Source organism: endosymbiont of Riftia pachyptila (vent Ph05) (assembly GCF_000224455.1).
Classification (GTDB): Bacteria; Pseudomonadota; Gammaproteobacteria; order Chromatiales; family Chromatiaceae; genus Endoriftia; species Endoriftia persephonae.
Genome location: NZ_AFOC01000167.1, coordinates 1 through 4,033 on the forward strand (window position 1 = coordinate 1; position 4,033 = coordinate 4,033).

Sequence of the window (4,033 nt, forward strand, 5' to 3'; positions counted from 1 at the left end):
GGGTAGTGACAGCAGCAGTCTGATGATTGTGGTCGCCGAAGCACCAGATACGGTGGCGCCAGTGATTACTTTGAATGGTGGTAGCAGTGTGACCCGTGAGGCTGGTCCGGTCGCTTATAGTGATCCAGGCGCGACGGCCAGTGATGATCGGGATGGGGATCTGAGTGCCAATCTTCAGGCCAGCGGCTCGGTTGATCATACGACCGCCGGCACCTACACCCTGACCTATCAGGTTGCGGATGCAGCGGGCAATCAGGCGACTGTGACCCGCACTGTAATCGTGGTTGCGGGCAGCGCGCCGGTCATCACCCTGCTGGGTGACAACCCGATGACCCTGCAGGCCGGTGAGACCTTCGCCGACCCGGGGGCCACCGCCAACGATACCTTTGATGGTGATCTGAGTGGCTCGATTGTGGTAAGCGGAGTGGTCGATTCCAGCACCGTTGGCAGCTATACCGTCACCTATAGCGTCACTGATGCCGCGGGCAATAGCGCCAGCGCCAGCCGTAGCGTGGAGGTGGTCGATTCGTCCGACCCGGTCATCACCTTGGAAGGTGATAACCCAGTTGCGATCGAGGCGGGCACTCCTTTCATCGATCCCGGTGCCAGTGCAGAGGATGATGTGGATGGTGATATCACCGATCGCATCCTGGTCGATGGTGAGGTGGATATCGAGGTCGCAGGCAGCTATCAGCTGACCTACACGGTCTCCGATAGTGCCGGTAACACAGCGACCGTCATCCGCACTGTGAACGTGGTAGCGGCCAGTGCGCCGATCATCGTGTTGCTCGGCGACAACCCCTACGAGGTGGAGCTGGGGGTGGAGTTCAGCGATCCGGGTGCTACCGCCAACGATGCGTTCGATGGCGATATCAGCGATCGTATCGAGGTCACTGGCTCTGTGGATAGCGGGAGCGTTGGCAGCTACATGCTGGTCTACAGCGTCAGCGACAATGCCGGCAACTCTACCGAAGAGATGCGCACTGTACTGGTGGTGGAGAACCCGCCGGTGGAGTTCAACGTCTCGAACAATATCCATGTCGACCAGTTTGGCTATCTGCCCGATGGGGAGAAGGTGGCGGTGATTGCTGCTCCGCAGGAGGGCTTCAACAGCGCTGATACCTTTGCCCCTGGCAGCGACTATCAGGTGCGTCGCACCGCTGATGATAGCATTGCCTTCATCGGGGCTTTGACCCAGTGGAATGAGGGTGCTACCAACGATCAGTCGGGAGACAAGGCCTGGTGGTTCGACTTCTCTGAACTCACCGAAACAGGCGAATTCTACGTCTACGATCCGGAGAATGAGGCCGCCTCACATCCCTTTGATATCCGCGCAGATGTCTATACCGATGTACTGAAACAGGCGGTGCGCAGCTACTTCTACCAGCGGGTGAACTTCGCCAAGCAGGAGCCCTATGCTGATCCCCGCTGGGTGGACAGCGCCTCCCACGGTGGTGCGGAGCAGGACTATGATGTACGGGCAATGATCCCGGAGGATCCGGAGAGTTCCGATCCGGCCACTGGGCGTGACCTGCATGGCGGCTGGTATGACGCTGGTGATTACAATAAGTACATCAACTATGCCGATGGCACAGTGCACAATCTGCTCTATGCCTATCAGGAGCGCCCTGCAGTCTGGGGGGATGACTATCAGATCCCTGAGTCGGGCAATGGTGTGCCGGATCTGCTCGATGAGGTCCGCTGGGAGATGGAGTGGATGCTGCGTATGCAGATCGAGGATGGCTCGGTGCTGCACAAGCTTGCCTCCATCAACTGGAACGGTGGCAGCCCGCCAAGCAGCGACGTGACGCCACGTCGTTATGCACCGCCGACTGCCTCGGCAACCATTTCGGCTGCTGGTGCCTATGCTCATGCTGCATTGGTCTACAGTGACTTCAATGCTGAGTTTGCTGGTACCCTGCGCCAGGCAGCACTCGATGCCTGGGATTGGCTGGAAGAGAATCCTGAGTCAATTCCGTCAAACTTCGACAATGCTGGGTTTGTGAATGCGGCAGCGGAGGATTGTGGTTACGATGACGCTCGTTGTGAGTCCCATCAGTTGGCCAACCGCCTCAACGCGGCGATTCATCTGTTTGCTCTGACCGGTGAGCAGCGTTTCCAGGATTACATCCTGGCCCATGCAGAGAGTGACGCGCTGCTGCTCGGGGAGGGGGGGTATCTGGTCTTCGATGGTATGCAGCAGGAGGTCCAGGATGCCCTGATCTACTATGCTGGGCTCGACGGCGCCGATGCTGGCTTGGTTGAAACCATCCAGGCCCAGCTGTTGCGTGCCATGAGCTTGCCGGAAGAGTGGGTACCTTTCTCACCACTGGCACGCTTCCAGGAGCAGAAGGATCCCTACCGGGCCTATCTCGATGAGCACCATTGGGGTAGTAATAGGGGCAAGGGTAATGCTGGCAACCTGATGTTCTCCACTGCTGAATCTGGCTTTGATCCGGGAAACAGTGGCGACTATGGCTCAGCGGCACAGGGCTATCTGCACTATCTGCATGGTGTGAACCCGCACAACATCGCCTATCTCTCCAATATGGATGAGTTTGGTGCGGATAACTCGGTGCCTGAGTTTTACCATCTTTGGTTCAACGATGGCTCTGAGCTGTGGGATGGCGTGGAGAACTCGCTCTATGGACCTGCGCCGGGATATCTGGTGGGCGGTCCCAACGAGCACTACTGGAGGGATGGTGTCTACATCGATGACATCGAGGACGCTGCCCATCGCCTCAACAACCAGCCGTCGATGAAGCGTTACTGGTCCTGGAATGGCTCGGAGAACTCCTACGAGATCACCGAGAACTCTATCACCTATCAGGCGCCCTACATCCGGCTGTTGTCGAAATATCTGCCCGGATCATCGAACGAGATCTGGCGGCCGGCGCCGGGCACCAGCTGGCAGTGGCAGATCAACAGCGGTGAGGTGGATACCTCCTTCAATGTCGATATGTACGATGTGGATCTGTTCGAGGCCTCAGGGGAGCTGATCGCATCGCTCAAGGCCCAGGGCAGGGTGGTGATCTGCTACTTCAGTGCAGGCAGCTTTGAGGATTGGCGCTCCGATGCGGAGGATTTCCCGGCATCAGTGATCGGTAATCAGCTGGATGAGTGGCCTGGAGAATCCTGGCTTGATATCAGAGACATTGATCAGTTGGGGCCGATCATGGCGGCGCGTCTTGATCTTGCTGTTGCCAAAGGATGCGATGGTGTGGAGCCCGATAATGTGGATGGCTACACCAACAGTAGTGGCTTTGAACTGACAGGAGAGGATCAGCTTGCCTACAATCGCTGGCTGGCCGCCCAAGCGCACCAGCGCGGGCTCTCCATCGGGCTAAAGAATGATCTGAACCAGATCGAAGCCCTGCTGGACGATTTTGACTGGGCTCTTAACGAGCAGTGTTTCGAGTATGAGGAGTGTGACCTTCTTATGCCATTCATTGAGGCGGGTAAAGCGGTGTTTGGAGTGACCTACGGAGATGCTGCTGATGCAATCTGTCCTGTAGCCAATGAGATGGGGTTCTCCTGGCTGATGAAGAACTGGGATCTGGATGCCTGGCGGATCGACTGTCTGGAGTATGGTGGTGGTGAGTAACCAACCCCAATCATGGATGCTTATGAATTTCCTGTGATGCAAGGATGGGGCCTTTCCTGGCCCGATTTCCGGATAATCGTGGAGATTGTTCTATGATTTGTGATGGGCGTCAAAATAAATAAGGCTCTTCAGAGTAGGAGAAGAGCGGGAGAAAATCATGCAGAACGCTAATTATTACGAGAGCAAGGCGCCGCAGCCAAACAGGTGGTCTGGCGGGGTTGTTGAAGAATCGCGGCTCTATTTATCAGAGGAAGGTGAGATGGACGACTGTCTGCGCTATGGTCACTGTCTTCAGGAACAACTTACCCAGAATGACTTCCCCTTTAACTGGTGGGAGTTTTATTGAGCCAAATCGTCATCGTCTTATGACGCTTTAGCTCAGTATTGATGCGTTATAGCTTTTCAGCTTGGGCATCAAATGCTTGCCCC

Annotated in this window: 2 protein-coding genes; both read left to right on the forward strand. The window is 56.4% G+C overall.

The genetic code is table 11. The features are described from left to right. Nucleotides 1-22 precede the first annotated feature (22 nt). Nucleotides 23-3,604 carry an immunoglobulin-like domain-containing protein gene (locus RIFP1SYM_RS15950; RefSeq protein ID WP_005966783.1) on the forward strand — a complete coding sequence of 1,194 codons (3,582 nt, stop codon included), beginning with the start codon at nt 23-25 and terminating at the stop codon, nt 3,602-3,604. A 157-nt stretch (nt 3,605-3,761) separates the two neighbouring features. Then, entirely contained in the window at nt 3,762-3,950 is a 189-nt protein-coding gene (locus RIFP1SYM_RS15955) for a hypothetical protein (RefSeq protein ID WP_039960835.1), read from the forward strand. The last annotated feature ends 83 nt before the right edge of the window (nt 3,951-4,033 follow it).